The organism is Streptomyces sp. NBC_01497 (assembly GCF_036250695.1).
GTDB lineage: Bacteria > Actinomycetota > Actinomycetes > Streptomycetales > Streptomycetaceae > Streptomyces.
This window is the reverse complement of sequence record NZ_CP109427.1, coordinates 1,081,199-1,105,797: the sequence shown is the minus strand read 5'-3', so window position 1 is coordinate 1,105,797 and position 24,599 is coordinate 1,081,199. Positions and strand designations below refer to the sequence as shown.

20 protein-coding genes are annotated in these 24,599 nt (G+C 72.1%); 13 read left to right on the top strand and 7 right to left on the bottom strand.

The window, feature by feature from the left end:
• Positions 1 to 88: 88 nt before the first annotated feature.
• Positions 89 to 2,263, top strand: coding sequence for a 3-hydroxyacyl-CoA dehydrogenase NAD-binding domain-containing protein (locus OG310_RS04895; RefSeq protein WP_329454630.1), 2,175 nt, complete (start codon positions 89 to 91; stop codon positions 2,261 to 2,263).
• Between the two features lie 164 nt (positions 2,264 to 2,427).
• Here the strand turns inward: OG310_RS04895 and OG310_RS04890 are convergent, their stop codons facing one another.
• Positions 2,428 to 3,201 (bottom strand): MerR family transcriptional regulator, encoded by a 774-nt coding sequence (locus OG310_RS04890; RefSeq protein ID WP_329454629.1) that lies wholly within the window; start codon positions 3,199 to 3,201, stop codon positions 2,428 to 2,430.
• 124 nt (positions 3,202 to 3,325) lie between these two features.
• The gene (locus OG310_RS04885; protein WP_329454628.1) at positions 3,326 to 4,432 is read right to left on the bottom strand and encodes a LacI family DNA-binding transcriptional regulator; all 1,107 of its coding nucleotides are present in this window, start codon (positions 4,430 to 4,432) and stop codon (positions 3,326 to 3,328) included.
• Between the two features lie 120 nt (positions 4,433 to 4,552).
• Here OG310_RS04885 and OG310_RS04880 point away from each other — a divergent pair, with 120 nt between their 5' ends.
• The gene (locus OG310_RS04880) at positions 4,553 to 6,190 is read left to right on the top strand and encodes an ABC-F family ATP-binding cassette domain-containing protein (protein WP_329454627.1); all 1,638 of its coding nucleotides are present in this window, start codon (positions 4,553 to 4,555) and stop codon (positions 6,188 to 6,190) included.
• 66 nt (positions 6,191 to 6,256) lie between these two features.
• Here the strand turns inward: OG310_RS04880 and OG310_RS04875 are convergent, their stop codons facing one another.
• Both OG310_RS04875 and OG310_RS04870 read right to left on the bottom strand, forming a co-directional pair.
• The gene (locus tag OG310_RS04875; protein ID WP_329454626.1) at positions 6,257 to 6,556 is read right to left on the bottom strand and encodes a DUF4190 domain-containing protein; all 300 of its coding nucleotides are present in this window, start codon (positions 6,554 to 6,556) and stop codon (positions 6,257 to 6,259) included.
• Positions 6,557 to 6,725: 169 nt separating this feature from the next.
• Positions 6,726 to 9,155: a Tex family protein gene (locus OG310_RS04870; RefSeq protein WP_329454625.1), complete on the bottom strand. Its 2,430-nt coding sequence runs from the start codon at positions 9,153 to 9,155 to the stop codon at positions 6,726 to 6,728.
• 533 nt (positions 9,156 to 9,688) lie between these two features.
• On the opposite strand from OG310_RS04870, the gene OG310_RS04865 reads away from it, so the two are divergent.
• A complete protein-coding gene (locus OG310_RS04865) occupies positions 9,689 to 10,162 on the top strand; it encodes an ATP-binding protein (protein WP_329454624.1) in 474 nt (157 codons plus the stop codon).
• Here OG310_RS04865 and idi read toward each other — a convergent pair.
• From idi to galE, 3 genes are all read right to left on the bottom strand, one after another.
• Complete coding sequence (gene idi, locus OG310_RS04860; RefSeq protein ID WP_329454623.1) at positions 10,128 to 10,721, bottom strand: isopentenyl-diphosphate Delta-isomerase; 594 nt, start codon at positions 10,719 to 10,721, stop codon at positions 10,128 to 10,130. The two genes, OG310_RS04865 and idi, sit on opposite strands and share 35 nt — an antisense overlap.
• Before the next feature lie 460 nt (positions 10,722 to 11,181).
• The gene (locus tag OG310_RS04855; RefSeq protein ID WP_329454622.1) at positions 11,182 to 12,117 is read right to left on the bottom strand and encodes a cation diffusion facilitator family transporter; all 936 of its coding nucleotides are present in this window, start codon (positions 12,115 to 12,117) and stop codon (positions 11,182 to 11,184) included.
• Positions 12,118 to 12,257: 140 nt separating this feature from the next.
• Entirely contained in the window at positions 12,258 to 13,244 is a 987-nt protein-coding gene (gene galE, locus OG310_RS04850; protein WP_329454621.1) for a UDP-glucose 4-epimerase GalE, read from the bottom strand.
• A gap of 204 nt (positions 13,245 to 13,448) precedes the next feature.
• Between galE and OG310_RS04845 the strand changes: the two genes are divergently transcribed.
• The 10 genes from OG310_RS04845 (at position 13,449) to OG310_RS04800 (ending at position 24,559) form a co-directional block, all read left to right on the top strand.
• Positions 13,449 to 15,347: a DUF5941 domain-containing protein gene (locus OG310_RS04845; RefSeq protein ID WP_329460027.1), complete on the top strand. Its 1,899-nt coding sequence runs from the start codon at positions 13,449 to 13,451 to the stop codon at positions 15,345 to 15,347.
• The gene (locus OG310_RS04840; RefSeq protein ID WP_329454620.1) at positions 15,344 to 16,093 is read left to right on the top strand and encodes a phosphocholine cytidylyltransferase family protein; all 750 of its coding nucleotides are present in this window, start codon (positions 15,344 to 15,346) and stop codon (positions 16,091 to 16,093) included. The genes OG310_RS04845 and OG310_RS04840 overlap by 4 nt, the downstream gene beginning before the upstream one ends.
• On the top strand, positions 16,081 to 17,142 hold the full coding sequence (locus OG310_RS04835; RefSeq protein WP_329454619.1) for an iron-containing alcohol dehydrogenase family protein: 1,062 nt from the start codon (positions 16,081 to 16,083) through the stop codon (positions 17,140 to 17,142). Before OG310_RS04840 ends, OG310_RS04835 begins: the two co-directional genes overlap by 13 nt.
• On the top strand, positions 17,120 to 17,914 hold the full coding sequence (locus tag OG310_RS04830; RefSeq protein ID WP_329454618.1) for a CDP-alcohol phosphatidyltransferase family protein: 795 nt from the start codon (positions 17,120 to 17,122) through the stop codon (positions 17,912 to 17,914). Before OG310_RS04835 ends, OG310_RS04830 begins: the two co-directional genes overlap by 23 nt.
• Positions 17,915 to 17,994: 80 nt before the next feature.
• Positions 17,995 to 18,894: an ABC transporter permease gene (locus tag OG310_RS04825; RefSeq protein ID WP_329454617.1), complete on the top strand. Its 900-nt coding sequence runs from the start codon at positions 17,995 to 17,997 to the stop codon at positions 18,892 to 18,894.
• A gap of 1 nt (position 18,895) precedes the next feature.
• Positions 18,896 to 19,690: an ABC transporter ATP-binding protein gene (locus OG310_RS04820; protein ID WP_443078821.1), complete on the top strand. Its 795-nt coding sequence runs from the start codon at positions 18,896 to 18,898 to the stop codon at positions 19,688 to 19,690.
• Between the two features lie 397 nt (positions 19,691 to 20,087).
• Positions 20,088 to 21,005 (top strand): squalene synthase HpnC, encoded by a 918-nt coding sequence (gene hpnC, locus OG310_RS04815; protein ID WP_329454616.1) that lies wholly within the window; start codon positions 20,088 to 20,090, stop codon positions 21,003 to 21,005.
• Positions 21,002 to 21,952, top strand: coding sequence for a presqualene diphosphate synthase HpnD (gene hpnD / locus OG310_RS04810; protein ID WP_329454615.1), 951 nt, complete (start codon positions 21,002 to 21,004; stop codon positions 21,950 to 21,952). Before hpnC ends, hpnD begins: the two co-directional genes overlap by 4 nt.
• Positions 21,953 to 22,061: 109 nt before the next feature.
• Positions 22,062 to 23,447, top strand: a complete 1,386-nt coding sequence (gene hpnE / locus OG310_RS04805; protein WP_329454614.1) for a hydroxysqualene dehydroxylase HpnE — start codon at positions 22,062 to 22,064, stop codon at positions 23,445 to 23,447.
• Between the two features lie 68 nt (positions 23,448 to 23,515).
• Positions 23,516 to 24,559 carry a polyprenyl synthetase family protein gene (locus OG310_RS04800; RefSeq protein ID WP_329454613.1) on the top strand — a complete coding sequence of 348 codons (1,044 nt, stop codon included), beginning with the start codon at positions 23,516 to 23,518 and terminating at the stop codon, positions 24,557 to 24,559.
• Positions 24,560 to 24,599: the final 40 nt, after the last annotated feature.

The window sequence follows — 24,599 nt, the reverse complement described above, 5'->3', positions numbered from 1 at the left end:
CCGGGCGCCGCTCGCAGGGCCCCGCCCGCACGCGGCGCACGTCCGCCCGCCACCACCGCCCGCCCCACGTCCGCAACGGAGCCGCAGCATGAGCGAGTCCACCACCATCCGCTGGGAACAGGACGAGACCGGCGTCGTCACCCTCGTCCTCGACGACCCGGACCAGTCCGCCAACACCATGAACGACGCGTTCCGCGTGTCGCTCTCCGCCGTCACCGAACGGATCGAGGCCGAGCGGGACACCGTACGCGGCGTGATCTTCACCTCGGCGAAGAAGACCTTCTTCGCGGGCGGCGACCTCAGGGATCTCATCCGGCTCCGCCCGCACGACGCGGAGCAGGTCTTCGAACGCGGCATGGAGATGAAACGCGCGCTGCGCCGCATCGAGACGCTGGGCAAACCCGTCGTCGCCGCCATCAACGGCGCGGCCCTCGGCGGCGGTTACGAGATCGCGCTCGCCTGCCACCACCGTGTCGCGCTGGACGCGCCCGGCTCGCGCATCGGACTGCCCGAGGTCACCCTCGGCCTGCTGCCCGGTGGCGGTGGTGTCGTGAGGACCGTCCGGCTGCTCGGGGTCGCCGACGCGCTGCTGAAGGTCCTCCTGAAGGGCACGCGCCACACCCCGCGCCGCGCCCTCGACGCCGGTCTTGTGCACGAGGTCGCCGGGACACCCGAGGACATGATGGCCAAGGCGTACGCGTACATCGACGCGCACCCCGAATCGCACCAGCCGTGGGACACCCCCGGCTACCGCCTGCCCGGCGGCACCCCCGCCGACCCCCGCTTCGCCGCGACCCTCCCGGCGTTTCCCGCCACCCTCAAGAAGCAGACGGCGGGCGCGCCGCTGCCCGCGCCCCGCAACATCCTCGCGGCGGCCGTGGAGGGGTGTCAGGTCGACCTCGACACCGCCTTCGCGATCGAGTCGCGCTACTTCGCCGACCTGGCGACCGGGCAGACCGCGAAGAACATGATCCAGGCCTTCTTCTTCGACCTGCAGGCCGTCAACTCCGGTGCCAGCAGGCCGGCCGACGTCCCCCGGGGCACCGTCCGCCGGGTCGCCGTGCTGGGCGCCGGGATGATGGGCGCGGGTATCGCCCACGCCTGCGCCCGTGCCGGGCTCGACGTCGTCCTGAAGGACGTCACCCGCGAGGCCGCCGACCGGGGCCGGGCGTACTCCGGGAAGCTGCTGGCCAAGGCCGTCTCCCGGGGCCGGACGACCCAGGCGGAGGCCGACCTCGTCCTCGGCCGGATCACGGCCACCGGGGACGTCGCCGACCTGGCCGCGTGCGACGCCGTCATCGAGGCGGTCTTCGAGGACACGGCGCTCAAGCACAAGGTGTTCCAGGAGGTGCAGGAGGTCGTTGCGCCCGACGCGCTGCTGTGCTCCAACACCTCCACCCTCCCCATCACCACACTCGCCGAAGGCGTGGCGCGCCCGGCGGACTTCGTGGGGCTGCACTTCTTCTCACCCGTCGACAAGATGCCGCTGGTCGAGATCATCAGGGGGCGCGAGACGGGCGACGAGGCGCTGGCCCGCGCCTTCGACCTGGTCCGGCAGATCCGCAAGACACCCGTCGTGGTGGGCGACTCGCGCGGGTTCTTCACCTCGCGGGTCATCGGGCAGTTCCTCAACGAGGGCGTCGCGATGGTCGGCGAGGGCGTCGAGCCCGCGTCCGTCGAGCAGGCGGCGGCCCAGGCGGGCTACCCGGCCAAGGTCCTCTCCCTGATGGACGAACTGACGCTGACCCTGCCCCGCAAGATCCGCGCCGAGGCCAGGCGCGCCGTCGAGGACGCCGGCGGCACCTGGACCCCGCACCCGGCGGACGCCGTGGTGGACCGGATGGTGGAGGAGTTCGGCCGGGGCGGCAGGACGGCGGGCGGCGGGTTCTACGCATACGGCCAGGACGGCGCGCGCACCGGGCTGTGGCCGGGGCTGCGCGAGCACTTCACCCGGCCGGGCACGGAGATCCCGTTCGACGACCTGAGGGAGCGCATGCTGTTCGCGGAGGCACTCGACTCCGTGCGCTGCCTGGACGAGGGTGTCCTCACGTCCGTCGCCGACGCCAACGTCGGCTCGCTGCTCGGCATCGGTTTCCCCGCGTGGACCGGTGGAGTCCTGCAGTACATCAACGGCTACGAGGGCGGCCTGCCCGGCTTCGTGGCGCGCGCCCGGGAACTCGCGGAACGCTACGGCGCCCGGTTCGAGCCGCCCGCCGAACTGGTGGCCCGCGCGGATCGCGGGGGCACGTACACCGACAACTGACCGGCACCGGGTGAGCGCTGCGGCGGCGAGGCGACCGGCGGCGGGCGGCGAGGTGACGAAGCGACGCCAGCGACGGGCGACGGGGGCGGCGGGGGACGGCCGACGCCCCCGACGCCCGGCGCGCTCGCGCATCCTCTCCCGGCGCCGTGAACCGAACCCCCGGTTCAGGGCGCGAGCGGAGCGTCCGTTCCGCCGGCGAGATCACGCAGTTCCGCCGTGAGCGAGCGCTGGAACGCCGTCACCAGCGCCTGAATGACCAGAGGGCGCAGGGGTTCCGACAGGGAGCGCAGCGCGGCCGCCCGGTCGTCGGTGTCCTCGCCGCGCTCCCGGTAGGGCTCCCACACCTCGTCGCGGAACAGACGCGTCAGTTCGTGCGCGGCCGCCGTGGTGTGCTCCAGCAGCACGGCACGGGCCGCCAGGATCGTCTCGGTGGCGATCGGCACGTCCAGCAGTTCCACCCCCAGCCGCAGCAGCCCCGCGTCCACCAGGAACTCCCCGGGCGCGTCGGACGCCCCGGTCAGCGCGCCCATCGCCGTCAGCCGCTCGATGTCGTCGTCGGACAGCGTCCGCCCCGCCCGGCGCTCCAGTTCGCCGCGCGTCGCGCGTTCGGCCTTGCCGGGGGCCCAGGACGCCACGAGCGCCCGGTGGATCGCGAGGTCGTGCGCGCTCAGTCCGGCCGGCAGCCCGGCCACGTACCGTTCGATCGCGGCGAGCGTCATGCCCTGGCGCTGCAACTCCTCGATCAGCGCGAGCCGGGACACGTGCGCGAAGCCGTAGCGGCCCACGCGGCGCGGGCCGAGCTCCGGCGGGGGCAGCAGTCCCCGCGTGGAGTAGAACCGCACGGTCCGTACGCTCACCCCGGCCCGGGCCGCGAGCTCGTCCACGGTGAACGTCCGCCGCTCGCCGTCCGCGTCCGCCCCGGCGTCCCGGCCCACCATCGCCGCGCCCCGCCTTCCGCCGTATGTCCCCCTGCCCGGGCTGTTCCTCCGGGCAGTATCGCCGGACCGTGAGCCGGCGGGGAAGCCCGGGCCGTGCCCGGCGGTCCCGCCCGGCCCGGCCTCCTCAGGCCGTGGCCCGCCGCACCAGCGCCGTCCGCATGATGACCGAGTCACCGTCCGGGGCCGTCGCCAGCGGGCCCGACGCCTCCTGAGCGTCCAGGCTCCCGCCGTCCTCCAGGCCGCGCAGCAGCAGCCGCGCCATCAGCCGTCCCTGCCCCTCCACGTCCTGCCGTACGGTCGTCAGGGGCGGATCGGTCGACTCGGCCACCGAGTCCATGTCGTCGAAGCCCACGAGCGCCACGTCCTCGGGCACCCGGCGGCCCCGCTCCTTGAGGACGCGCAGCGCGCCGGAGGCCATCAGGTCGTTCGCCGCGAACACCGCGTCCACGTCCGGCCGGCGCTCCAGCAGCTCGACCATCGCGCGCGCACCGCTCTCCGCGGTGAACGCGCCCTGCGCGAGGAGGGAGTCGTCGTACGCCGCCGCGAGGACGTCCCGGTAGCCGTCGAGCCGGTCCAGGCCCGAGGTCTGGTCGAGCGGCCCCGCGATGTGCGCGATACGGGTCCGGCCCAGATCGCGCAGGAGCCGGACGGCGACCCGCGCGCCGTCCCGGTTGTCCGCGTCCACGTACGGCACGGCCTGCCGGTCCGGTGCCGCCGTCCACACCGGCCGCCCGCCGTACACGGTCGGGATGCCGGCCCGCCGGGTGATGGCCGGGATCGGGTCCTCGGTGTGCAGGGAGAACGCCAGCGCCCCGTCGACGTGGCCGCCGGCGAGGTAGCGCGAGACCCGCTCGAAGTCGCCGCTCGCCTCCACCAGCATCAGCACCAACTGGGTGTCGTGGGCGGTGAGTTCCTTGCTGATGCCGCGGATCTGGCGGAAGAAGAACGGGTCGGAGAAGATCCGCACCTCGGGCTCGGGGATGATGACGGCCACCGCCCCGGTACGCCGGGTGACCAGGGTGCGCGCCGCGTGGTTCGGGACGTACCCCAGTTCCTCGACCGCCCGCTGCACCTTGTCCGCGAGTGACTGGCGCACCCCGGTGCTGCCGTTGACCACCCGCGAGACCGTGGCACGCGAGACACCCGCGTGTGCCGCGACGGCCTCCAGCGTCGGGCGGGGACCTGACGGCGGTCTCGACCCGGCGGGGGCCTGCGGGGACGTGTCGGGCACAGCGCGCTCCTCGTCTGGGGATGCCGCACAGCCTAGTTCCTGTGGCCGCCCATGATCGGGCCGGGCCGCGCGGATACCCGGCTGCCGTTGTCACACGCGCCCGTTAGGATCGTCGGCCTGATGACTGCAACGCTCGTAGCCAAAGCCCTCGCCGCAGGTCATGGGGCGCGTTCCCTGTTCTCCGATCTCGATCTCGTCGTCGCTCCCGGTGATGTGATCGGGCTCGTCGGCGTCAACGGAGCGGGGAAGTCCACCCTGCTCCGGCTGCTCGCCGGGCTCGACACGCCGGAGGAGGGCACGCTGTCGCTGTCTCCGCCGACCGCGACCGTGGGCCATCTGCCGCAGGAGCCCGAGCGGCGTCCGGGCGAGAGCGTCCGCGCGTTCCTGGCTCGCCGCACGGGTGTCGACGAGGCGCAGCTGGCGCTGGACGCGGCCACGGCCGCGCTGGTGGACGCCGCGCCGGGCGCCGACGACGCGTACGCGGCGAGCCTGGAGCGCTGGCTCGCGCTCGGCGGCGCCGACCTGGAGGAGCGCGCCGAGGAGACCGCCGCCGCGCTCGGCCTGACCGTCGGCCTGGACCAGCCGATGACCAGCCTCTCCGGCGGGCAGGCGGCGCGGGCCTCGCTCGCCTCGCTGCTGCTCTCCCGCTATGACGTCTTCCTGCTGGACGAGCCGACCAACGATCTCGACCTGGACGGTCTCGAACGCCTGGAGCGGTTCGTGAGCGGCCTGCGCGCGGGCACCGTCGTGGTCAGCCACGACCGCGAGTTCCTCGCCCGCACGGCGACCAAGGTCCTCGAACTCGACCTGGCCCAGCAGCAGATCACGCTGTACGGCGGCGGTTACGAGGCGTACCTGGAGGAGCGCGAGACCGCGCGCAGGCACGCCCGCGAGGAGTACGACGAGTACTCCGACCGCCGCGCGTCCCTGCAGACCCGCGCGCTCACCCAGCGGGCCTGGATGGAGAAGGGCGTCAAGAACGCGCGCAGGAAGGCCCCCGACAACGACAAGATCGGCCGCAAGTTCCGGGCGGAGGCCACGGAGAAGCAGGCCGCGAAGGCCCGGCAGACGGAGCGGCTGATCGAGCGCCTCGACGTGGTGGAGGAGCCCCGCAAGGAGTGGGAACTCCGCATGGAGATCGCCGCCGCCGACCGCTCGGGTGCGGTGGTCGCCACACTGAACGGTGCGGAGGTGCGCCGCGGCGCCTTCCGGCTCGGGCCCGTCACACTCCAGATCGACCGGACCGACCGGGTCGCCATCACCGGACCCAACGGTGCGGGGAAGTCCACGCTGCTCCAGGCACTGCTCGGCCGGGTGGAACTCGACGCGGGCCTCGCCACCCTCGGCTCCGGTGTGGTGGTGGGTGAAGTCGACCAGGCCCGGCGCCTGTTCCTCGGTACGGACACCCTGCTGGACGCGTTCCGTGCGGCGGTGCCCGACTCGGAGCCCGCGGAACTGCGCACACTGCTGGCGAAGTTCGGCCTCAAGGCGGACCATCTGACCCGTCCTGCCACCACCTTGTCACCGGGCGAACGCACCCGCGCGGCGCTCGCACTGCTCCAGGGGAAGGGGGTCAATCTGCTGGTCCTCGACGAGCCGACCAACCACCTCGACCTGGCCGCCATCGAGCAACTCGAATCAGCGCTCGACTCCTACGAGGGCACACTGCTGCTGGTGACCCACGACCGCAGGATGCTGACCGCCGTGCGCACCACCCGCAGGATCGACGTGCGCGAGGGCCGCGTCACGGAGCGCTGACCCGCTCCCGCGACGCGGCCCTCTCCCTCGTCCCGCCCGGTGCGAGGGGCCCTGCCACCGCCCGCGTCACATCACGGCGGACATGATGAAGGCGGCGAAGATCGCTGTCAGGACGAGCCCGACGATGCCCAGGACCAGCCCGGCCTTGGCCGTCCCGGCGTTCGAGGCCTCACCGCGCGCGGCCCGTCCACGGCCCACCACACCGAAGATGACCGCCAGTGCACCGAGGACCAGCCCCGCGGGCCAGTACCACGACAGCACCAAACCGATGATGCCGACGACCAGGGAGCTCGTTCCCATTCCGTTGCGCTCGGAGTGCACATCGCCGGCGTGCGCGGAGCCGGTGCCGGAGGTGTAGCTCGCCATGGTGCTCTCCTTCACTCACGTCGTGTCGTCCGTCGCAGAGATCCGGCTACCCGGTGCTCGCCGGGGCACGCGTGCGGCCGCACGATCGGTCACCGTTCCTTCACAGACCAGGGGTGTGGCACCGGATGCCCGGTGCCACACCCCTGGTTCTCGCGGCCGTTGGTGCCGCTCAGCGCTCCTTACCGAGGAGCCCGGCGCGCCTCAGCGCGTCAGCCATCGCGCTGTTGGAGGGGGCCGGTGCGCCCCGGCGCTGGCCGCCTCCGCCACCGCCACCGTCGGCGCCCGTCCCCGGCGCGCCCGCGCCGCCGCCGGCGCCCGAACGGCGTTCCCGTCCGCCACCCTGGCGTTGCTGCGGCGTCCGCCCGCCGGCCTTGGCCCGCTCCCGGCCGCCGCCACCGGCGTCCGCCCGGCCCGGCGCCGCGCCCGGCTCGTCGTCCAGGCGCAGCGTCAGGGAGACCCGCTTGCGCGGGATGTCCACGTCGATCACCTTGACCCGGACGACGTCGCCGGGCTTGACCACATCGCGCGGATCCTTCACGAACGTCCGCGACATGGCGGAGACATGGACCAGGCCGTCCTGGTGCACACCGATGTCGACGAAGGCGCCGAACGCGGCCACATTGGTGACCACGCCCTCCAGGATCATCTCCGGGGCGAGGTCGCCGAGCTTCTCGACGCCCTCCTTGAACGTGGCGGTCTTGAACGCGGGCCGCGGGTCACGCCCCGGCTTCTCCAGCTCCCGCAGGATGTCCGTGACCGTGGGCAGGCCGACCGTGTCGTTCACGAAGTCGGCCGGCCTCAGCGAGCGCAGCACCGTGGCGTTGCCGATGAGCGCGGCGACCTCGCTGCCGGTCGACTTCACCATCGTGCGCACCACCGGGTAGGACTCCGGGTGCACGCTGGAGGCGTCCAGCGGGTCGTCGCCGTCGCGGATGCGCAGGAAGCCCGCACACTGCTCGTACGCCTTCGGGCCGAGCCGCGCCACGTCCTTGAGCGCCTTGCGCGAGGTGAAGGGGCCGTTGGTGTCGCGGTGGGTGACGATGTTCTCCGCGAGGCCCGAGCTGATGCCCGAGACCCGCGAGAGCAGTGGCGCGGACGCCGTGTTGACGTCCACCCCCACGCCGTTGACGCAGTCCTCGACCACCGCGTCCAGCGAGCGGGACAGCTTCACCTCGGAGAGGTCGTGCTGGTACTGGCCCACACCGATCGACTTCGGGTCGATCTTCACCAGTTCGGCCAGCGGGTCCTGCAGCCGGCGGGCGATGGAGACCGCGCCGCGCAGCGACACGTCCATGCCCGGCAGTTCCTGTGAGGCGAACGCGGACGCCGAGTACACCGAGGCACCGGCCTCCGAGACCATCACCTTCGTGAGCTTCAGCTCCGGGTGCTGGGCGCAGAGTTCCGCGGCGAGCTTGTCGGTCTCGCGCGACGCCGTCCCGTTGCCGATCGCGATCAGCTCGACCGCGTGCTCCTTCGCGAGTTTCGCGAGCGTGCCGAGCGCCGCGTCCCACTTGTTCGCCGGCACGTGCGGGTAGATCACCTCCGTCGCGACGGCCTTGCCCGTCGCGTCGACCACGGCCACCTTGACCCCTGTACGGAAACCGGGGTCGAGCCCCAGCGTCGAGCGGGTGCCCGCGGGGGCGGCGAGCAGCAGGTCCCGCAGGTTCGACGCGAAGACCCGTACGGCCTCGTCCTCGGCGGCCGTGCGCAGCCGCATCCGCAGGTCGATGCCGAGGTGGACGAGGATGCGGGTGCGCCATGCCCACCGCACCGTGTCGGCGAGCCACTTGTCGCCCGGCCGGCCGCGGTCGGCGACATCGAAACGGCGCGCGATCATGTTCTCGTACGCCGTGGGGCCCGGGTCCGCGGACGGCTCCTCCGGCTCCAGGGTGAGGTCGAGGACGTCCTCCTTCTCACCCCGGAACATCGCCAGTACGCGGTGCGAGGGCAGTTCGGTGAGGGCTTCGGCGAAGTCGAAGTAGTCGGCGAACTTGGCGCCCGCCTCCTCCTTGCCCTCGCGCACCTTCGCGGCCAGCCTGCCACGTCCCCACATCCGCTCGCGGAGTTCGCCGATCAGGTCGGCGTCCTCCGAGAAGCGCTCGGTGAGGATGGCCCGCGCGCCCTCCAGGGCCGCCGCCGTGTCCGCCACGCCCTTGTCCGCGTTCACGAACGGGGCCGCCGCGGCAGCCGGTTCGGCCGACGGGTCGCCCAGCAGGCCGTCCGCCAGCGGCCCGAGTCCCGCCTCGCGGGCGATCTGGGCCTTCGTGCGCCGCTTGGGCTTGAAGGGCAGATAGATGTCCTCCAGGCGGGCCTTGGTGTCCGCCCCCCGGATGGCCGCCTCCAACGCGTCGTCCAGTTTGCCCTGCTCGCGCACGGACTCCAGGATCGCCGTGCGGCGCTCCTCCAGTTCGCGCAGATATCGCAGCCGCTCCTCCAGGGTCCGCAGCTGCGCGTCGTCGAGCATCTCGGTCGCTTCCTTGCGGTAGCGCGCGATGAACGGGACGGTGGAGCCGCCGTCGAGCAGCGCCACGGCCGCACCGACCTGCCGCTCCCGTACGCCGAGCTCCTCGGCGATCCTGCCTTCGATGGACGTCGTCACTTTCACGCTCCGCTTGTGTGTCCGTTACGCGCTCTGCATTGTGGCAGGTGGCCACGACAGTCGCGGGCGCGACAGGGGGTTCGTCCGCGGTTCTCCGCACGGATGCGGCGTCGCCGGGGCGCGGCGTGTGCCGGCGCGTTTCCCGGGCGGCGGCCAACACGGGCCCGGCGCGGGTGAGATGGGGGAGGACCGGCGACGGTGCCTGGTCCCCCTGTCCTGAGGTGCTCATGTCCGGACCGGACCGGTCCTGCGCACGCCCGGTGCCGGGCGCGCCGCGTGCGCTCCGCGGGCGGCCGTCAGCTGCCGACGGACTATGCCTGGTACGCGTGCCACTCGTGCTCACCCCCAGAGCGGACGGTTGCGGACACGGCGCGCTCGCAACTGATCGCATCCGGTGCGTTTCCGGGCTCCCGCGGTCGTGAACGGCCGATAGCCGCTGACTTGCGTTCAGCGCCCCAAGGCGCGGGACCCCGCCCCAACACTCGGTGACGCGAGCGCGCAACGGGGAACGAGACGAGGGTGGGTGTCGCACGATGGAGAGCCGCGGGAGTGTTCCGGTCCGGCCACTGCCGTACGAGGGGGTGTGGCGCTTCACCGCCCCGGCCGTGGACGAGTCCGTGCCGCAGGCGCGGCACGCCGTCCGCGACCTCCTGGTGCGCCAGGCGGTCCCGGCCGACGAGGACCTGGTCCAGATGGTCCTGCTGATCGTCTCCGAGCTCGTCACCAACGCCGTGCGGCACGCGGCGGTTCTCTCGCCCGAGCTCGGCGTCGAGGTGGCCGTCGGCGCGGGCTGGCTCAAGGTCTCCGTCGAGGACGACCACCCCTACCGGCCGAAGCCGCTGGAGCGCGACCAGACGGGGACCGGCGGGCGCGGACTGCTCCTCGTGCAGGAGATCTCCCGCGAGGCCGGCGGCGTCTGCGACGTCGAGCACACCGCCGGCGGTGGGAAGGTGGTCTGGGCGGCGCTGCCGCTCACCAGCCGGACTGCGCCCCCGTCAGCTCCCTGACCGCCGGGCGCGCCGCGTCCAGGACGGTCATGAACCACGCGGAGAACGGCCCCTCGGCCCAGCGCTTGTCCAGCTCGGCCGGCGAGACGAAGACGTACTCCGCGATCTCCTCGGTGTCGGGTGCGGGCGTCGCCTGCACCATGCCGACGAAGAGGTGGTTGAACTCCTGCTCCACGAGGCCCGACGCGGGGTCGGGGTGGTTGTAGCGGACCGTGCCCGCCTCCGCCATGAGCGACGGCGAGACGCCCAGCTCCTCGAACGTACGCCGGGCGGCCGCGGCGAACGGCGCCTCGCCCGGGTAGGGATGGCCGCAGCAGGTGTTGGACCACACACCGGGGGAGTGGTACTTCGACAGCGCCCTGCGCTGGATCAGCAGTCGGCCCTGCTCGTCGAAGAGGAACACGGAGAACGCCCGGTGCAGCTGCCCCGGCGCCTGGTGCGCGGCGAGCTTCTCCGCGGTCCCGATCGTCCTGCCGTGCTCGTCGACGAGCTCCAGCATGATCGTTTCCTGTGCGTCCGCCTGTGCGCTGTCCGCCGTGGTGACTGGTGTGGTCGGCATAACCGTCCTTCGCTTCGGGCCTCGGCCCCCAAGTCTGCCGTACAAGCACCTCGTGCCCGCACTTCGGGGGCGCGGTCATGATCCATTCCCACGATTGCCGCCGGGGACACCACCGCTGCCCGGGCGCTGCCGAGGCGTGCGGAGGTGCGAAGAGGGCGTGCGCGGTGCGTACGCGCCGCCGGAGTACCGGACCGCGCCGCCGGGCGCCCGCCGCGCTGTCGCTCCTCGGGCGCCGGGGCGCAGGGCGTGCCGGCCGTGGCGGATGCCGGGCGTACGCGGCATCGGGCGTACGCGGCATCGGACGCACGGGACATCGGGCGTACGGGACATCCGTGTGTGCGGGACATCGTGTGTGCGGAAGCCCCGCCTGGCGGGCGCGGTGGCCGTGCCGAGGGCGCCCCGCCCTTGCCACGCGGGCCCGCTCACGTCAGGGCCCGCTCACGTCAGGGGCAGAGCCAGGTCAGGGGCAGAGCCCGGCCTCGTGCTCTGCGTGCCCGCCCGGTTCCAGCTGGAAGGTGCAGTGCTCGACGTCGAAGTGGTCGCCGAGGCAGTTCTGCAAGTCGTGGAGGATCTTCTCGTGGCCCACCGCGTCGAGGGCGTCCTGGTCCACGACCACATGCGCGGACAGCACCGGCATCCCCGAGGTGATGGTCCAGGCGTGCAGGTCGTGCACGTCCGCCACTCCGGGCATGGCGAGCATGTGGGCGCGGACCTCCCCCATGTCCACGTCCTTCGGTGCCGCCTCCAGCAGCACCTCCAGCGTCTCCCGCAGCAGTTTGACCGCGCGGGGCACGATCATCACGCCGATCAGCAGCGAGGCGATCGGGTCGGCGAGCTGCCATCCGGTGGCGAGGATGACGCCCGCCGAGACCAGCACGGTGAAGGAGCCCACGGTGTCCGCGAGCACCTCCAGGTACGCGCCGCGCACGTTGAGGCTCTCCCGCTGCCCGCGCATCAGCAGCGACAGCGAGATCGCATTGGCCACCAGGCCGACCAGCGCGAAGACGATGGTGAGGCCGCCCCGCGTGTCCGGCGGCTCGATGAACCGCTCGACCGCCTCGTACAGCAGGAACACGCCGACGCCGAGCAGCAGCAGGCAGTTGGCGAGCGCGGCCAGGATCTCGGCGCGCGCGAATCCGAACGTACGGTTCGCGTCGGCGGGCCGCGCCGCGAAGTGGATCGCCAGCAGCCCCATGCCGAGCCCCAGCGCGTCCGTCGCCATGTGGCCGGCGTCCGCGATCAGCGCGAGCGATCCGGAGACCACGCCACCGGCGATCTCCACGGCGGTGACGATCAGCGTGATGGCGAGGGCCACCCGCAGCCGGCTCCGGTAGCCGGCGGTGACTGTGCCGCCCCGTGGTCCGTGGCTGTGCCCGTGATCGTGTCCTGCCCCCATGAGCCACCTCCCCGACGCTGTGGCGGTTGCCGACGACGTCAGTGAACTACGGGCAGGGGGTATCCGGCAACACGACGCTGAACACCGTTGTCATCTCATCTGACCTGCGGAAATGGTCGCAGGTCAGCGCTCCAGGAAGATCATCCGACCGGTGTCGCGGGGTGCCTCGGCTGCCAGCCCGCCCACGCGGATTCGACCATCTCGCGTACGCCGCGGGAGGCCGTCCAGCCGAGTTCCGAGGCGATCCGCCCGACCGAGGCGACCGCCGTCGGCGCGTCCCCCGGCCGGCGCGCCTCGACCAAGGGCGCGGCGGTGTCCCCGGTGACCTGCGCCACCACGGACGCCAGCTCCCGTACGGAGACACCCTCGCCGCGCCCGATGTTGACGGTCAGGTCTCCCGCGCCCCGCCCCGCGAGCGAGCGGGCCACGGCGAGATGAGCGTCGGCCAGGTCCGCGACGTGGATGTAGTCCCTGACGCACGTGCCGTCCGGCGTCGGGTAGTCGGTGCCGAAGATCCGCGGTGCCTCGCCGCGGCTGATCCGGTCGAAGAACATCGGCACGATGTTGAAGACGCCGGTGTCGCACAGTTCGGGGGAGGCCGCGCCCGCCACGTTGAAGTACCGCAGGCAGGCCGTGGCCAGGCCGTGCGCCCGGCCCGCGGACCGCACCAGCCACTCGCCCACGAGCTTCGTCTCGCCGTACGGGCTGATCGGCTCGGCCGGGGTGTCCTCGGTGATCCGGCCGTCGCCGACGGCGGGGTTGCCGTACACGGCGGCCGACGACGAGAACAGGAAGGTGCGCACGCCGCCCGCCACGACCGCGTCGAGCAGCGTGGTGAGCCCGGCGACGTTCTCCCGGTAGTACCGCAGCGGCTGCTCCACCGACTCGCCGACCTGCTTCTTCCCGGCGAGATGCACCACACCGCTCACACCGTGCTCGGCGATGACCCGCTCCACCAGTGCCCGGTCCGCCACCGAGCCGCGGACCAGGGGCACCGCCCCGGGCAGCCGGCCGGCGAGACCGGTCGACAGGTCGTCGAGCACCACGGTCCGCTCGCCGGCCAGGGTCATGGTGCGCACCACATGAGCGCCGATGTAACCCGCCCCGCCTGTGATCAGCCACGTCATGCCGTCACTCTAGAGGCTGACGCGGGCATCGTGGCCGGATGGGTGGCGGCCGCCGGGGCCGGCCCGGGACGATCCTCACGGCGCAGACCGGGGAGTCCGCGGCGTAAACGGTCGGTGAACTCGGTCTTCAGTTCATCCGATAGCCTCTGCCGACGTGCAGCCGCCCGCGCACCCCGATCTGCCAGTGCCAAGGAGTGAGTTCGTCTGTCGACCGCCATCCTCACAGGTAACCCGGTGCCCGGCTCGCCGCTCGACGGCCATCTGCGCTCGCTGGGCTTCGACGTCCACCGCGCCCGGGACGGCGCCGAGGCCGCCCGCCTGCTCGCCGGCACCCCGTCCGCAGACCGGGTCGCCCTGGTGGACGCCCGCTTCGTGGGCCACCCGCACGCCCTGCGTCTCGCCCTGACGGACCCCCGCTTCCCGCTCTCCGCGACGGCCGGCGCCGTCACGGCCAAGCCCGAGGCGCGCCCGGCCCTCCTGCGCGCTCTCGGCGAGGCCGGCCGCGACGGCGGCGGCGGGAGCGCGCCCGGCCCCGGCGGGGGCACCGACCTCGCCGCCGCGCCCCGCACCGACGCGCTCGCCGACCGGGTCGCCGGCGCGCTGGAGGCCGGGGGCGACGACGTGCACCGCGCCGAGCTGGGCTCGCTCGTGGCAGCCGTCCCCCAGGACGACGCCGCGCGCGCCGAGGCGGAACGCGCCGTCGCCGCCGTCGACGACGAGGCCGTACGGCTGAAATCCGCGGTGAAGGCCCGGGACGGCTTCTTCACCACCTACTTCGTCTCCACCTACTCCCGCTACATCGCCCGCTGGTGTGCCCGCCGCGGCCTCACGCCGAACCAGGTCACCACGGCGTCCCTGATCACGGCCGTGATCGCGGCGGCCTGCGCGGCGACCGGCACCCGCGGCGGCTACGTCGCCGCGGGCATCCTGCTGTACTGCTCGTTCGTCCTGGACTGCACGGACGGCCAGCTCGCCCGCTACTCCCTGCAGTACTCCACCCTCGGAGCATGGCTCGACGCCACCTTCGACCGGGCCAAGGAGTACGCCTACTACGCCGGGCTCGCGCTCGGCGCCGCACGTGGCGGGGACGACGTCTGGGCGCTCGCGCTCGGCGCCATGGTGCTCCAGACGTGCCGCCACGTCGTGGACTTCTCCTTCAACGAGGCGCACGTCGACAGCACCCCCGTCACATCCGCCGCGGGCGCCGCGGGGACCGCGGGCAAGGCCGTCGCGGGCACGCCCACCGCCGCGCTCTCCACCAAGCTGGACAGCGTCGGCTGGACGGTGTGGGTGCGCCGCATGATCGTCCTGCCGATCGGCGAACGCTGGGCCATGATCGCGGTGCTCACCGCCGTGACCACCCCGCGCATCACCTTCTACGTGCTCCTGATCGGCTGCGCCTTCGCCGCCTGCTACACCACGGCGGGCCGCGTGCTGCGCTCCGTCACCCGCAAGGCCGTACGCACCGAGCGGGCCGCGCGCGCCCTCGCCGACCTCGCGGACTCCGGGCCCCTCGCGCGGGCCGTGTCGGCGCTGCTGCGCCGGCCCGCCCGCAGGCTGCCTTCCGTGACGCCCTTCCTCGTCGCGCTCGTCGGCGGCGGCGTGCTCGCCGCCACCGCGGCGAGCGCCAGGATCGACGGTCCCTGGCCGCTGGTCGCGGCCCTGGTCTACGTGCTCACCTCCGGCCTCGCGGTGGCCCGGCCGCTCACCGGACCGCTCGACTGGCTGGTCGCACCGGTCTTCCGGGGCGCCGAGTACGGAACGGTCCTGCTGCTCGCCGCCCGCTCCGGGGTGAACGGGGCGTTGCCCGCGGCTTTCGGGCTGGTGGCGGCCGTCGCCTACCATCACTACGACACGACCTACCGCATCCGCGGTGGCACGGGCGCACCGCCGCGCGCGCTGGTGCTGGCCCTCGGGGGCCACGAGACGAGGACGCTCGTGGTCGTCGCGCTCGCCGCGGCCCTGGTGACCCGCCACACGGACTTCACCGTGGCGCTCACGGTCCTCGCGGTGCTCGTGGCCCTGGTAGCGCTGTTCGAGTCCATCCGGTTCTGGGTGTCCTCGTCGGCCCCCGCCGTACACGACGAAGGAGAAACGGCATGATCGGCCTGGTTCTGGCAGCCGGTGCGGGACGGCGTCTGCGCCCCTACACCGACACCCTCCCGAAGGCCCTCGTGCCCGTCGACCCCGAGGGTGAGGGCACCATCACGGTGCTCGACATCGCGCTCGGCAACTTCGCCGCCGTCGGCCTCACCGAGGCCGCCGTCGTCGTCGGCTACCGCAAGGAGGCCGTGTATGCACGCAAGGCCGAGCTGGAGGCGCGTTACGGCCTCGCCATCACCCTCGTCGACAACGACAAGGCCGAGGAGTGGAACAACGCCTATTCGCTGTGGTGCGCGCGTGACGTGCTCGCCGAGGGCGTCATCCTCGCCAACGGCGACACCGTGCACCCCGTCTCGGTCGAGCAGGACCTGCTCAAGGCACGGGGCGAGGGCCGCCGGATCATCCTCGCCCTCGACACGGTCAAGACCCTCGCCGACGAGGAGATGAAGGTCGTCTGCGACGACTCCTCCGCCGTCCGCAGGATCACCAAGCTGATGGAGCCGGCCGACGCGACGGGCGAGTACATCGGCGTCACGCTGATCGAGGCGGACGCCGCCGCCGACCTCACGGACGCCCTGCGGACGACCTACGAGCGGGACCCGCAGCTGTACTACGAGGACGGCTACCAGGAACTCGTGAACCGGGGCTTCCGGGTCGACGTCGCGCCCATCGGGGACGTGCCGTGGGTCGAGATCGACAACCATGACGACCTCGCGAGGGGCCGGGGGATCGCGTGCCAGTACTGACCCGGCTCATCCCCTCACCGCTCGTCGTCGACATCAGCCGGGGCGCGCTGGACTCCCTCGCCGCCCTCCTCGCCGACCAGCGGATCTCCGCGTCGGGCCGGCTCGCGTTCGCGATAAGCGGCGGATCGGGTCAGGCGCTGCGCGCGCGCCTGGAGCCGGGGCTGCCGGGCGCCGACTGGTACGAGGTCGCGGACGGCACGATCGACTCGGCCGTCCGGCTCGCCGACGGCATCAAGGGCAGCCGCTACGATGCGGTCGTCGCGCTGGGCGGCGGCAAGATCATCGACGTGACGAAGTACGCGGCGGCGCGCGTCGGTCTGCCCATGGTCGCGGTCGCCACCAACCTGTCGCATGACGGGCTGTGCTCGCCGGTTGCCACGCTCGACAACGACAACGGACGCGGCTCGTACGGGGTGCCGACGCCCATCGCCGTGGTCATCGACCTCGACGTGATCCGTGAGGCGCCGCCCCGGTTCGTGCGCTCCGGCATCGGTGACGCGATCTCCAACCTGTCGGCGCTCGCGGACTGGGAGCTGTCGCACACCATCACCGGTGAAGGGGTCGACGGCCTGGCGGCGGCCATGGCCCGGCAGGCCGGCGAGGCGGTGCTGCGCCACCCCGGCGGGGTGGGCGACGACGACTTCCTGACCGTGCTGGCCGAGGCGCTCGTGCTGACCGGGATCTCCATGTCGATCAGCGGCGACAGCCGTCCCTCCTCCGGCGCCTGCCACGAGATCTGTCACGCCTTCGACCTGCTGTACCCGGCGCGCCGCGCGCTGCACGGCGAGCAGGTCGGCATGGGCGCGGCGTTCGCCATGCACCTGCGCGGGGCGCACGCTGAGGCCCAGCTGTTCGCCGACGTCCTGCGCCGGCACGGGCTGCCCGTACTGCCCGACGAGATCGGCTTCACGACGGACGAGTTCGTCGCGGCCGTCGCGTACGCGCCGCAGACCCGGCCGGGGCGGTTCACCATCCTCGAACACCTCGACCTGTCCACCGACGAGATCAGGGACGCTTACGCCGACCATGCCAAGACCATCCGTAGCTGACCTCCGGCCGGTCGTCCACCCCGACGGGGTGAAGGACCGGCGCAGCGGGGAACACTGGGCCGGGCGTCTGTACATGCGGGAGATCTCGCTCCACATCGACCCGTACCTGGTGAACACGCGCGTCTCGCCCAACCAGCTCACGTACCTCATGGTCGTCGTGGGCGTCCTGGGCGGCGCGGTCCTGCTGGTGCCGGGTCTCCTCGGCGCGATCCTGACCGTGGTGCTGTTCCAGGTCTACCTGCTGCTCGACTGCGTCGACGGCGAGGTGGCGCGGTGGCGGGAGCAGACGTCCGTGACGGGTGTGTACCTGGACCGGATCGGCCACTACCTCTGCGAGGCGGCGCTGCTGGTGGGCTTCGGCCTGCGCGGGGCGGACGTGTTCCACCAGCAGGGCCACGCCGCGAACTGGCTGTGGGCCTTCCTGGGCACCCTGGCCGCGCTCGGCGCGATCCTGATCAAGGCGGAGACCGACCTGGTCGACGTGGCGCGGCAGCGCAGCGGCCTCGCGGCGGTGCGCGACGAGGCGTCCGCGCCGCGCTCCTCGGGCCTCGCGCTGGCCCGGCGGGCCGCCGCCGCGCTGAGGTTCCACCGGTTGGTGGGCGGTATCGAGGCCAGTCTGTTCATCCTGCTGGCGGCGGTCCTGGACGCCTGCGACCTGACCGGCAGCGGCCTCTTCTTCACCCGTCTGGGTGTCGCGGTGCTCGCGGCGGTCGCGGTCGTGCAGACCCTGCTCCACCTGGTGTCCATCCTGGCGTCGAGCAGACTGCGCTAGGCGGCCCCGACCTCAGGGGCCCTTGGCGCCACGAGGCCCCCGGCACGGGGGCGCCCCCGACAGCACAGGACGGTGCGAACGTGAACAGCGCCTGTCCGTCCCCCGACGACGGAACTCCCCTGCCCGACCTCGCAGCCCGGCACGGGCTGTCGGTGAGCGGTGCCCGGCCCGACCTGGCGGACTACGTGCGGCAGCTGTGGGGCAGGCGCCACTTCGTCGTGGCGTTCAGCAGCGCGAGGCTGACGGCCCAGTACAGCCAGGCCAAGCTGGGCCAGGCCTGGCAGCTGGCGACGCCGTTGCTCAACGCCTGCGTCTACTACCTGATCTTCGGGCTGATCCTGGGAACACGGAAGGGCATCCCGCACGACGTGTTCGTGCCGTTCCTGGTCACGGGCGTCTTCATCTTCAACTTCACCCAGAGTTCCGTGACGGCGGGTGTCAGGGCCATCTCCGGCAATCTCGGCCTGGTGCGGGCGCTGCACTTCCCGCGCGCCGCGCTGCCCGTGTCGATCGCGGTCCAGCAGCTCCAGCAACTGCTGTACTCGATGGTCATCCTGGTCGCGGCGGCTGTCGCCTTCGGCAGTTATCCCGCACCCCGCTGGGTGCTGGTGCTGCCGGCGCTCGCTCTCCAGTTCGCCTTCAACGTGGGCCTGACGATGGTCATGGCGAGGCTTGGGAGCAGGACGCCCGACTTCGCGCAGCTGACGCCGTTCGTCATGCGGACCTGGATGTACGCGTCCGGCGTCATGTACTCGATCCCCGTCATGCTGGAGGGGAAGCCGGACTGGATCAAAGTGGCGTTGCAGCACAATCCGCTCGCCGTGTACATGGACCTGGTGCGCTACGCCCTGATCCACGGTTACGGTGCGGAGAACCTGCCCGAACACATCTGGCTGTACGGGCTGGGGTGGGCGGCGCTCCTGGGCGTCGCCGGGTTCATCTATTTCTGGAAGGCTGAGGAGCAGTACGGCCGTGGCTGACATTTCTCTGGACAAGCCGGACGCGGGCGTCCGCGTACCCACCGTGATCGCCGACGACGTGCACATCGTGTACCGGGTCAACGGCGGCGGGCGCGGCAAGGGCAGCGCGACGGCGGCGCTGAGCCGCATCATGCGCCGGGACAAGGGCGGCGAGTCGCGCGGGGTGCGCAAGGTGCACGCGGTGCGCGGCGTGACGTTCACCGCGTACCGGGGCGAGGCCATCGGCCTGATCGGCTCGAACGGTTCCGGCAAGTCCACGCTCCTGCGCGCGATCGCCGGGCTGCTGCCGCCGGAGCGCGGCAAGGTCTACACCGACGGCCAGCCGTCGCTGCTCGGTGTGAACGCGGCGTTGATGAACGACCTGACCGGTGAGCGGAATGTGATCCTCGGCGGCCTCGCCATGGGCATGTCCCGCGAAGAGGTCAAGAGCCGGTACCAGCAGATCGTCGACTTTTCCGGCATCAATGAGAAGGGCGACTTCATCACGCTTCCGATGCGCACCTACTCCTCGGGTATGGCCGCACGGTTGCGCTTCTCCATCGCCGCCGCGAAGAACCACGACGTACTCATGATCGACGAGGCGCTCGCCACCGGTGACCGCAAGTTCCAGGTGCGCTCCGAGGAACGCATCAGGGAACTGCGGAAGGAAGCCGGCACCGTGTTCCTCGTCAGTCACAGCAACAAGTCCATCAGGGACACCTGTGACCGCGTGCTGTGGCTGGAGAAGGGTGAGCTGCTGATGGACGGACCCACCGAAGAGGTACTGCGCGCCTACGAGAAGGAAACAGGCAAGTAGCAGGCTCCTTGGGCGTTCGCGACCCCCGCCGGACCACGTGGCGGGGGTCTTCGCGCGTCTGACCGCGGCCGTGCGGCGTCGTTCAAAGATGGGTCAAGTCACCTGTGCCGGGGAAGTGTTGCCCGGATCGCAGCGTTCTTGTAATGCGCGCAACACCCCCGTCGCGACCGTTCCCGTTGTACAACGTAAGCTGAGCTGGTCAATGAATTCACGGCAAGTGGGGTGATTCCCCCTGAGCACCTCTCGCCTGCCTCGGTGGTGTTTGCTCGGGAGGGCGGGCGGCGTGTCCGAAATAGGATGTATTCGGTCAGCAGTGTAGAACGGGAGATATGACGGAAATGACGGAAAATCTCCGGCTCTGCGAGGATTACGCCGTCCCCGTATTGGGAACTCCGCAGTGACCGGTCCTGACGCGCGACCGGACGCACCGGGGCGCGCCACACTGGACAAGGCGACGGACGAGAATTTCCCCGTCGCCCCGTTTTTCCTGCCCCGCGCGTGGCGTGACGATCTGATGGCCGTCTACGGTTTCTCCCGCCTCGTCGACGACATCGGCGACGGCGACCTCGCCCCCGGTGGAGCCGACGCCCGCCACCTCGGTGTGGATCCCGCCCTGGCCGATGACCGCGGTGTCATGCTCGACGCCTTCGAGGCCGACCTGGAGCGCGTCTTCGAGGCAGCGGGACCCGCGCCGGGACACCCGCTGCTGCGCGCCCTGGTGCCCACGGTGCGACGCTGCTCCCTGCCGCCGGAACCGTTCCTCGGGCTGGTCGGCGCCAACCGCCAGGACCAGCTCGTACGCAGGTACGAGACCTACGACGACCTGCTCGCCTACTGCGAGCTCTCCGCGAACCCGGTGGGCCGCCTGGTCCTCGGCATCACCGGCACCGCGACCCCCGAGCGCGTCCGGCTCTCCGACGCCGTCTGTACGGCGCTGCAGATCGTCGAACACCTCCAGGACGTCGCCGAGGACCTCGGCCAGGACCGGATCTACCTGCCCGCCGAGGACATGAAGCGCTTCCGTGTCGGTGAGGCGGATCTCGCCGCCGCGACGGCGAACGCCTCGGTGCGTACGCTGATCGCGTTCGAGGCGCAGCGTGCCAGGGACCTGCTGGACGAAGGCACAGCTCTGGTGGGTAGCGTTCACGGCAGACTCCGGCTGCTGCTCGCCGGATTCGTCGCAGGAGGGCGCGCCGCCCTCGCTTCGATCGCGGCCGCCGGGCACGATGTGCTCCCCGGACCGCCCAAGCCCACCAAGCCACGGTTGCTGCGCGAGGTGGGAGCTGTCTTGCGAAGTGCGCACAGAGAGGGGTGAGCCGGAACGTGGAGGGACAGACACCCATGTCGTCCGCGCCGGTACAGGCGGCCTACCGCTACTGCGAGGCGGTGACCGGGCAGCAGGCCCGGAATTTCGCCTACGGCATCAGATTGCTGCCCGCCGGGAAGCGGCAGGCCATGTCGGCGCTGTACGCGCTCTCACGCCGGGTCGACGACATCGGCGACGGAACGCTGGACGCGGAGACCAAGGAAGCCCGGCTCAAGGAGACGCGTGTCCTCCTCGACCGCGTGCGCAAGGGGACGGTGGAGGAGGACGACACCGACCCGGTGGCGGTCGCGCTCGCCGACACCGCACGCCGCTTCCCCATCCCGATCGACGCGCTCGACGAGCTCATCGACGGCGTCCTGATGGACGTGCACGGCGAGACGTACGAGACGTGGGACGAGCTCCGGGTCTACTGCCGTTGTGTCGCCGGGGCCATCGGCCGGCTCTCGCTCGGTGTGTTCGGCGGTGGCCCGGCCGCCACCTCGGAGCGCGCCTTCGCGTACGCGGACACGCTCGGCCTCGCGCTGCAGCTGACGAACATCCTGCGTGACGTGCGCGAGGACGCCGGGAACGGCCGTACGTACCTGCCCGCCGAGGACCTCGCCAAGTTCGGCTGCTCGGAGGGTTTCCACAGCTCCACCCCGCCCGCCGGCTCGGACTTCGCGGGCCTCGTGCACTTCGAGGCGCGCCGGGCCCGGCTGCTGTTCGCCGAGGGCTATCAGCTGCTGCCGCTGCTGGACCGGCGCAGCGGAGCGTGCGTCGCGGCCATGGCGGGTATCTACCGGCGCCTCCTCGACCGCATCGAACGCGACCCGGAGGCGGTACTGAGGGGGCGGGTGTCACTCCCGGGACGTGAGAAGGCGTATGTTGCCGTGCGCGGGCTCTCGGGTCTCGACGCCCGCCACATCTCACGACGGACCACCAGGGGGCGCGGCTGATGCGGCACATCGCCGATGGCTCGCGCCCGTGTGCCCAACATCCCGCCCGCACGGCAACCCCGACGCACCCGGCCGCGTCCCTGATCGTGACCGCACGAGGGGAGCACGTATGACGGCGGCCGACGATCCAGGTCCTGCCCAAGCCGTGGTGGTCGGCGGAGGACTCGCGGGTGTCACCGCGGCCCTGCGCCTGGCCGACGCCGGACTGGACGTCACATTGGTCGAGGGCCGCCCACGGCTGGGCGGCCTCGCCTTCTCGTTCACCCGCGGCGACCTGACGGTCGACAACGGGCAACACGTGTACCTGCGCTGCTGCACCGCGTACCGCTGGTTCCTCGACCGGGTCGACGGGACGTCGCTCGCGCCCCTGCAGGACCGGCTCGACGTCCCCGTCCTCGACGTCGGCGGTGCCAGGCCGCGCCTCGGCAGACTGCGCCGCAACGGACTGCCCGTACCGCTGCACCTGACGGCGGGACTCGCGCGCTACCCGCACCTCTCACTCGCCGAACGGGCGTCCGTGGCCCGCGCGGCACTGGCACTGAAGAAGCTCGACCCGGACGACCCGGCCCTGGACGACGTCGACTTCGCGACCTGGCTCAAGCGCCACGGCCAGTCACCGCGCACCGTCGAGGCGTTGTGGGACCTCGTCGGTGTGGCCACCCTCAACGCCACGGCCGCGCGGAGCTCGCTGGGGCTCGCCGCCAAGGTGTTCAAGACCGGCCTGCTGACCGAGCCGGGCGCCGCGGACATCGGCTGGGCCCGGGTGCCGCTCGGCGAGTTGCACGACACGCTCGCCGGCAAGGCACTCGCCGCGGCCGGCGTCCGTACCCAACTGCGCACCCGCGTCTCGGACATCGTCCGAGGCAGCGACGGACGCTGGCAGGTCCGCCTCGACGGCGAGACCCTGCAGGCGGACACCGTCGTGCTCGCCGTCGCGCAGCGAGACGCGCACGCCCTGCTGCCCGAGGGCGCGCTCGCCGACCCGGGCCGGCTGCTCGCCATCGGTACCGCGCCGATCCTCAACGTTCATGTGGTGTACGACCGCCCGGTGCTGCGCAGGCCGTTCTTCGCCGCGCTCGGCTCGCCGGTGCAGTGGGTGTTCGACCGCACCGAGGCCTCCGGGCTCAGAGACGGCCAGTACCTGGCGCTGTCCCAGTCGGACGCGGGGGACGAGATCGACACCCCCGTGGCGCGGCTGAGAGAGCGCTACCTTCCCGAACTCGAACGGCTGCTGCCCGCCGCGCGCGGCGCCGGAGTACGGGACTTCTTCGTCACCCGGGAACGCACGGCGACCTTCGCGCCCGCGCCGGGTGTGGGGCGGCTGCGTCCCGCGTCCCTTACCGACGCGCCGGGACTCTTTCTGGCGGGTTCGTGGACCGCGACCGGCTGGCCCGCGACCATGGAGGGCGCCGTGCGCAGTGGCCTGAACGCCGCGGGCGCCGCCCTGTCCGAGCTCGGCCGTCCGCATGAACACCCTTTGGAGGAGGCGGCATGAGCCTGGGTACTGCACCTACGAGTACTGGAACAAGAGGAGAGACCGTGCCGACTGTGCCCCCGGCAGACATGGCTGTCGACACCGCGGACGTCAACGCGCTGCTCGATCGCGGGCGGAGCCTTGCGACGCCGGTGCTGCGTGCCGCCGTCGACCGGCTGGCGTCGCCCATGGACACCGTCTCGGCCTACCATTTCGGTTGGATCGACGCCGCAGGCAACCCGGCCGACGGTGACGGCGGCAAGGCCGTGCGCCCTGCCCTCGCCCTGCTGTCGGCGGAGGCCGCGGGCGCGACGCCCGAGCAGGGCGTGCCCGGCGCGGTAGCCGTGGAGCTGGTGCACAACTTCTCACTGCTGCACGACGACCTGATGGACGGCGACGAGCAGCGCAGGCACCGCGACACGGTATGGAAGGTGCACGGCCCGGCGCAGGCGATCCTGGTGGGCGACGCGCTGTTCGCGCTGGCCAACGAGATCCTGCTGGAACTCGGCAGCCCGGAGGCGGGGCGCGCGACGCGCCGCCTGACGAGCGCCACCCGCAAGTTGATCGACGGTCAGGCGCAGGACATCTCCTTCGAGCACCGTGAGCGGGTCACCGTCGAGGAGTGCCTGACGATGGAGGGCAACAAGACGGGCGCGCTGCTCGCCTGCGCCTCCTCCATCGGCGCGGTGCTGGGTGGCGCCGACGACCGTACGGCCGACCTGCTGGAGTCGTACGGCCACCATCTGGGCCTCGCCTTCCAGGCGGTCGACGACCTGCTCGGCATCTGGGGCGACCCCGACTCCACGGGCAAGCAGACCTGGAGCGACCTGAGGCAGCGTAAGAAGTCCCTGCCGGTGGTGGCCGCGCTGGCCGCGGACAACGCCGCGTCGCGACAGCTCGGCGAACTCCTCGCGGCCGACGCGAAAAGCAATGATTTCGAGACCTTCTCCGAGGAAGAATTCGCTACCCGCGCAGCGCTGATCGAAGAGGCGGGCGGCCGGGAGTGGACCTCCCAGGAGGCTCGTCGGCAGCACGCCGTCGCGGTGGAAGCCCTGGCGGGAGTGGACATGCCGGAAGAAGTCCGGGCGCGGTTCGTGGCGCTCGCCGACTTCGTCGTCGTACGAGAGAGATGATCACCATTCGCATATCTGCCCTTTCTGGGGGTTGACCTGA

Coding starts and splice junctions, on each gene's coding strand:
- OG310_RS04875 (WP_329454626.1), bottom strand. CDS start 6,556: ATGGCGAGCTACACCTCCGGCACCGGCTCCGCGCACGCCGGCGATGTG.
- idi (WP_329454623.1), bottom strand. CDS start 10,721: ATGCCGACCACACCAGTCACCACGGCGGACAGCGCACAGGCGGACGCA.
- hpnE (WP_329454614.1), top strand. CDS start 22,062: ATGACGGCGGCCGACGATCCAGGTCCTGCCCAAGCCGTGGTGGTCGGC.
- OG310_RS04855 (WP_329454622.1), bottom strand. CDS start 12,117: ATGGGGGCAGGACACGATCACGGGCACAGCCACGGACCACGGGGCGGC.
- OG310_RS04800 (WP_329454613.1), top strand. CDS start 23,516: ATGGCTGTCGACACCGCGGACGTCAACGCGCTGCTCGATCGCGGGCGG.
- OG310_RS04840 (WP_329454620.1), top strand. CDS start 15,344: ATGATCGGCCTGGTTCTGGCAGCCGGTGCGGGACGGCGTCTGCGCCCC.
- OG310_RS04830 (WP_329454618.1), top strand. CDS start 17,120: ATGCCAAGACCATCCGTAGCTGACCTCCGGCCGGTCGTCCACCCCGAC.
- galE (WP_329454621.1), bottom strand. CDS start 13,244: ATGACGTGGCTGATCACAGGCGGGGCGGGTTACATCGGCGCTCATGTG.
- OG310_RS04895 (WP_329454630.1), top strand. CDS start 89: ATGAGCGAGTCCACCACCATCCGCTGGGAACAGGACGAGACCGGCGTC.
- OG310_RS04890 (WP_329454629.1), bottom strand. CDS start 3,201: ATGGTGGGCCGGGACGCCGGGGCGGACGCGGACGGCGAGCGGCGGACG.
- OG310_RS04880 (WP_329454627.1), top strand. CDS start 4,553: ATGACTGCAACGCTCGTAGCCAAAGCCCTCGCCGCAGGTCATGGGGCG.
- OG310_RS04865 (WP_329454624.1), top strand. CDS start 9,689: ATGGAGAGCCGCGGGAGTGTTCCGGTCCGGCCACTGCCGTACGAGGGG.